Genomic DNA, 6000 nt, shown 5'->3' with positions numbered 1-6000 from the left:
CCTTTTGCTTACTTTTGGCTGGGCCGGCTTCCGGCTCCTTTCAAAAGTGAGGCGCTGTAAAAGCGCAACGAATATCAGCCATCACCGCTATAACGGATATGTACACGATCGATGCATGAAAGATGTGTAGACCTATGCCGCGATAAGATCACCGCAGAGTTTGCAGATATCACTCCCCATCAGTGGCTTTCACGCCAAACCACTGCCCAACGGGCTGCCTTCATCCGGTTCTCTCGGGTATACTCGTCGGCTTTGAAAATTTCGCCTGCGAGTGCTGCCCACCATGGAAATCAACCCGATCCTAAACAGCATCAAGGACCTGTCCGAGCGCTCCGAAACCATTCGGGGGTATCTTTGACTACGATCACAAACATGATCGTCTGACCGAAGTTAACCGCGAGCTCGAAGATCCAAATGTCTGGAACAACCCCAGCTATGCCCAGGAACTAGGCCGCGAGCGCTCCCTGCTGGCCCAGATCGTGGAAACCCTGGATGAGATGTCCTCCGGTCTGGCTGATGCCAAAGACCTGCTGCTGATGTCCGCCGAAGAAGAAGATCAGGCCGCCGTCGATGACGTGGCTGCCGAGGTCGAGCGCCTGCGTGCATCGCTGGAGAAGCTCGAATTCCGGCGCATGTTCAGCGGTGAAATGGACCCGAACAACGCCTACCTCGATATCCAGGCCGGTTCCGGCGGCACCGAGGCTCAGGACTGGGCCAACATCCTGCTGCGCATGTACCTGCGCTGGGCTGACAAACGCGGTTTTGACGCCACGATCATGGAGCTGTCCGCCGGTGAAGTTGCCGGTATCAAAGGCGCTACCGTGCACATCAAGGGCGAATACGCCTTTGGCTGGTTGCGTACCGAAATCGGCGTTCACCGTCTGGTGCGCAAGAGCCCGTTCGACTCCGGCAACCGTCGTCACACCTCGTTCTCGGCGGTCTTCGTTTCTCCGGAAATCGATGACAACATCGAAATCGACATCAATCCGTCGGACCTGCGTATCGATACCTATCGCTCGTCCGGTGCCGGTGGTCAGCACGTAAATACCACTGACTCGGCCGTGCGGATTACTCACGTACCGACCAACACCGTGGTGAGCTGCCAGAACGAACGTTCCCAGCACGCGAACAAAGACACCGCGATGAAAATGTTGCGGGCGCGTTTGTATGAGCAGGAAGTGCAAAAACGCAATGCCGCTTCCCAGGCGCTGGAAGACACCAAGTCCGATATCGGCTGGGGTCACCAGATCCGTTCCTACGTGCTGGACGCCTCGCGGATCAAGGATCTGCGGACCAGCATCGAGCGCAGCGACTGCGACAAGGTGCTGGACGGCGACATCGACGAATACCTGATCGCGAGCCTGAAACAAGGGCTGTAAGGCCGTCAGCCTCGATCTTCAAGACCCCCGTGCAAACGCGGGGGCAACGAACCTGTGATGGAATATTTAAAGACATGAGCGACCAACAACTCGACCCGCAAGCCCTGCAACAGGAAGAAAACACCCTGATCGCCCTGCGCAAGGAAAAGCTTGCTGCCGAGCGCGCCAAGGGTCAGGCCTTCCCCAACGACTTCCGCCGCGACAGCTACTGCAATGACCTGCAGAAGCAGTACGTGGACAAGACCAAGGAAGAGCTGGCTGAAGCTGCGATCCCGGTCAAGGTTGCCGGTCGCCTCATGCTCAACCGTGGCTCGTTCATGGTGATTCAGGACATGACCGGTCGCATCCAGGTCTACGTCAACCGCAAGACCCTGTCGGAAGAAACCCTCGCTGCGGTCAAAACCTGGGACCTGGGCGATATCATCGCTGCCGAAGGCACCCTGGCGCGTTCGGGCAAGGGCGATCTCTACGTCGAAATGACCCACGTGCGTCTGCTGACCAAATCCCTGCGCCCGCTGCCGGACAAGCACCACGGCCTGACCGACACCGAGCAGCGCTATCGTCAGCGCTACGTTGACCTGATCGTCAACGAAGACGTGCGCGAGACCTTCCGCGTGCGTTCGCAGGTCATCGCTCACATCCGCAGCTTCCTGATGAAGCGTGACTTCCTTGAAGTCGAAACGCCGATGTTGCAAACCATTCCGGGTGGCGCGGCAGCCAAGCCGTTCGAAACTCACCACAATGCGCTGGACATGGAAATGTTCCTGCGTATCGCACCTGAGCTTTACCTGAAGCGTCTGGTGGTTGGCGGCTTTGAGAAAGTGTTCGAGATCAACCGCAACTTCCGTAACGAAGGCGTCTCGACCCGTCACAACCCTGAGTTCACCATGCTTGAGTTCTATCAGGCATACGCGGACTACGAAGACAACATGGACCTGACCGAGGAGCTGTTCCGCGAACTGGCTCAACTGGTTCTGGGTACCACCGACGTGCCATACGGCGACAAGGTCTTCCACTTCGGCGAACCATTCGTGCGTCTGTCGGTGTTCGATTCGATCCTCAAGTACAACCCGGATCTGACCGCTGCTGACCTGCAAGACATCGACAAGGCTCGCGCCATTGCCAAGAAAGCCGGCGCCAAGGTGCTGGGCTTTGAAGGTCTGGGCAAACTGCAGGTAATGATTTTCGAAGAGCTGGTCGAGCACAAGCTTGAGCAGCCACACTTCATCACCCAGTACCCGTTCGAAGTGTCGCCGCTGGCGCGCCGCAATGATGAAAACCCGAACGTCACTGACCGTTTCGAGCTGTTCATCGGCGGCCGTGAAATCGCCAACGCTTACTCTGAGTTGAATGACGCGGAAGATCAGGCTGAGCGCTTCCAGGCCCAGGTTGCTGACAAGGACGCGGGCGATGATGAAGCCATGCATTACGACGCTGACTTCGTCCGTGCGCTGGAATACGGCATGCCACCGACTGCCGGTGAAGGTATCGGCATCGACCGCCTGGTGATGCTGCTGACCAATGCACCGTCGATCCGCGACGTGATTCTCTTCCCGCACATGCGCCCACAAGCGTAAGTGACGTGAAAAAAGAGCCGCCTGTGATGGGCGGCTTTTTTTTGCGTGACGTTTCAGGTTGTGAAAGCTTCAGTTCAGGCGCATAGATTTAAATTTGCAGCGTAAATGGCATTGGCCACTTGTAATTGAGATCTTCTGTAGGAGATCGCCCTTTGTTACTGACGCAGCGCTATCGCGCCGTAAACACTGGACTTGTAGGATCTGCCGAAGGCTGCGATCTCGGTATGTCAGAATGAACGCTTCGCAGCCCTCGGCAGCTCCTACAAAAAATTGGTTGTTAAGTAAAAGGAAACTTCTGCCGTGACCCGTTCGATTGCTCAAAATGGAGCCGCTGGTGCAGCCAGCGCCGTGGTGAAAAGTGTCGAGTATCAAGGGCGCAAGGCGAGTCGCCAGGGCAGCGAACAGCGCAGACAGGACATTCTCGACGCCGCCATGCGCATCGTGGTCCGTGACGGTGTGCGTGCGGTACGGCATCGCGCCGTGGCTGCCGAAGCGGGCGTACCGCTGTCTGCCACCACGTACTACTTCAAGGACATCGACGACCTGCTTACCGATGCCTTTTCCCAGTATGTCGAGCGCAGCGCCGCTTATATGGCCAAGCTCTGGGAGAGCACCGAAGTTACCTTGCGTGAAATGGTCGGCCGCACCGACGGTACAACGGCGGGACGTGCGCGTCTGGCCGATGAAATCGCCTTCATGTCCATGGAGTACATTCGTCACCAACTGGCGACCCGCCGCGATTATCTGATTGCCGAACATGCCTTCCATTGCGAGGCTCTGATCAACCCGAGGCTGGCTCGGCTGGTGGACGCCCATCAGGATATTCTCCTCCAGGGAGCCTGCCGCCTTTTGCAGGTCATGGGCTCGGTTCAACCGCTTCAGGACGCTCAAGTGTTGACGGGGGTAATGTGTCGGATGGAGTATCAGGGTCTGCTACATGGCCCGCAGCCCGACGCGGACAAAGAAAACCTCGGTATTCTCACTCGCCAGATGCATCTGGTATTGGGTACGACAAAATCGGTCGACGAGTGAAACCCCCTCTTTCGGGAGTAGCCAATGAAAGCCTGGCGTCTGTTCGTCGCCTTGACGTTCCTGCTATTGAGTGGCTGTCTGGTGACCTTCAAAGATCCGATCCCGGCGCGCGAGGCCGCGCCTGCGCAGTTACTGGGGACCTGGACCAGCAAGAACGCGTGGAGCGAGCCGCTCGAGCTGGAAGTGAGCCGTGCAGGTAGCAACGAATACAAGGCTGTCAGCTATCGTAAGGGGGATCGCAAAAACCGCGATGAATATGCCTTTACCGTGTCCCGGCATGGCACTCGTTGGTATCTGTGTGCCGGGTTGCCGGAAAAATACGGCGGCCATTTCGTGATGGCAGGCTTCGAGCTGGCGGAAAGCGGCGAACTGGTGGTCTACAACCTGGACATGGACCGCTTCAAGCAATGGGTAGAGCAAAAGGCTCTGGCGGGTGAAAAAATCACAACCGTGAAAGGTGAGGGCCTGTTGATCACCAGCCCTCTGGATCAGGTTTTCGGTTACCTGAATGACCCGGCCAATTCCGATGTTTTCCTCGAGGTCGCGCGTTATCAGCGACTGTCGAAGTAGGGCGCACGCCCAAGCACCAAGGCCCAACCAACCAAGGCCCAATTAACCAAGGAGCACGGGGTGGACGAGTACCAGCAGACTATTCGAACGTTGTCGGATCGTATCGTCGCAGCGCAGACGCCGATTCGGGTTCTGGATGCGGTGAAGTGGGACGATACAGTGCGCAAGGATTTTCTCGCGGCCAAAGGCAAGGCGCTACCGGCAGTGGATCGCGCCTACTACGAAAATCGACCTTTGGGGTTTGACTCCTCTGAGTTGAAGCTCGAATTTCAGAACATCGAGCGCGACATCACCCGTCAGTTGGGCCAGTTCAACCCGGTTGGCCAGATCATGCGCCGCATGTGCAAGGAATACCGCATGGTCGTCCGCATGCTGGAGGCGCGGGGCACGGCGGACTTCGGTCTTATCTCCCAGGAGTTGTACGGCGCAGCGTCCGATGCGTTTCATGCCGGTGATCCGACCCTTGCCGATCTGGGGTTGATGCTCTCCGACTACCTCAACAATATTGCCGGGCGCGGCGACCTCAAGGATGAGCCGAAACTTCTCACGGCCAAAGATGCGGTGTCGCTGCTGCAAAGCCGTCTGAATAAAGTGTTTGGTGAGGCTGAAAGCACTATTCGCGTATTCGAGTCCGACGGTATCGTTGCAGACGCTGCAGCAGGTGCCGACTACATCAAGATCCGCTCCGACGCGATGTTCAACGAGCGCGATGTCCGTGCTCTGGAAGTGCATGAAGGCCTGGTGCATGTGGGCACCACGCTGAATGGCCAGAATCAGCCGATCTGTACGTTCCTGTCGAAAGGGCCGCCGTCTTCGACGGTCACGCAGGAAGGCCTGGCGATCCTCATGGAAGTCATCGCCTTCGCCTCCTACCCGAGTCGTCTGCGCAAGCTGACCAACCGCACTCGCGCCATTCACATGGCCGAGGAGGGCGCTGATTTCCTTCAGGTGTTCGAGTTCTACCGTGAGCAAGGCTTTGGCATGTCTGAAAGCTATGGCAACGCCAGCCGGGTGTTCCGCGGTTCGGTGCCCAATGGCCTGCCATTCACCAAAGACTTGTCTTACCTCAAAGGTTTCATCATGGTTTACAACTATATTCAGCTCGCCGTACGCAAGGGCAAGCTGGAACAAGTGCCGCTGCTGTTTTGCGGTAAAACCACCCTTGAAGACATGCGGACCCTGCGCCAATTGGTTGATGAAGGTCTGGTCGTACCGCCCAAGTACCTGCCCGAGCAGTTCCGCGACATGAATGCCCTGTCGGCGTGGATGTGCTTCTCGAACTTCTTGAACCACCTGAGCCTGGACCGGATCGAAGCGGATTATTCGAATATTTTGTAGAAACGCTGATCCCTTGTAGGAGCTGCCGAAGGCTGCGAAGGCGGTGTGTCATTGGAATCCGATCGCAGCCTTCGGCAGCTCCTACAGGAAGCGCATTTGCATTC

5 protein-coding genes are annotated in these 6000 nt (G+C 57.3%); all 5 read left to right on the top strand.

The window, feature by feature from the left end:
- The first annotated feature begins 283 nt into the window (after nt 1-283).
- The 5 genes from prfB to AUC60_RS25590 all read left to right on the top strand — a co-directional run bounded on the left by prfB (nt 284) and on the right by AUC60_RS25590 (nt 5896).
- A protein-coding gene (gene prfB / locus AUC60_RS25610) for a peptide chain release factor 2 (RefSeq protein WP_144443302.1) occupies nt 284-1379 on the top strand; the annotation gives its coding sequence in 2 pieces (ribosomal slippage) (nt 284-355 and nt 357-1379; 1095 coding nt in all).
- Nucleotides 1380-1453: 74 nt separating this feature from the next.
- Nucleotides 1454-2956, top strand: a complete 1503-nt coding sequence (gene lysS / locus AUC60_RS25605) for a lysine--tRNA ligase (RefSeq protein WP_087274111.1) — start codon at nt 1454-1456, stop codon at nt 2954-2956.
- Between the two features lie 300 nt (nt 2957-3256).
- Nucleotides 3257-3988, top strand: a complete 732-nt coding sequence (locus tag AUC60_RS25600) for a TetR/AcrR family transcriptional regulator (protein WP_087274109.1) — start codon at nt 3257-3259, stop codon at nt 3986-3988.
- A 24-nt stretch (nt 3989-4012) separates the two neighbouring features.
- On the top strand, nt 4013-4558 hold the full coding sequence (locus tag AUC60_RS25595; RefSeq protein WP_087274107.1) for a hypothetical protein: 546 nt from the start codon (nt 4013-4015) through the stop codon (nt 4556-4558).
- A gap of 60 nt (nt 4559-4618) precedes the next feature.
- Nucleotides 4619-5896, top strand: coding sequence for a flavohemoglobin expression-modulating QEGLA motif protein (locus AUC60_RS25590; protein WP_087274105.1), 1278 nt, complete (start codon nt 4619-4621; stop codon nt 5894-5896).
- Nucleotides 5897-6000 lie beyond the last annotated feature (104 nt).

Source organism: Pseudomonas caspiana (assembly GCF_002158995.1).
Lineage (GTDB): Bacteria > Pseudomonadota > Gammaproteobacteria > Pseudomonadales > Pseudomonadaceae > Aquipseudomonas > Aquipseudomonas caspiana.
This window is presented reverse-complemented; position numbering and strand designations above follow the sequence as displayed.

Coding starts and splice junctions, on each gene's coding strand:
- AUC60_RS25595 (WP_087274107.1), top strand. CDS start 4,013: ATGAAAGCCTGGCGTCTGTTCGTCGCCTTGACGTTCCTGCTATTGAGT.
- lysS (WP_087274111.1), top strand. CDS start 1,454: ATGAGCGACCAACAACTCGACCCGCAAGCCCTGCAACAGGAAGAAAAC.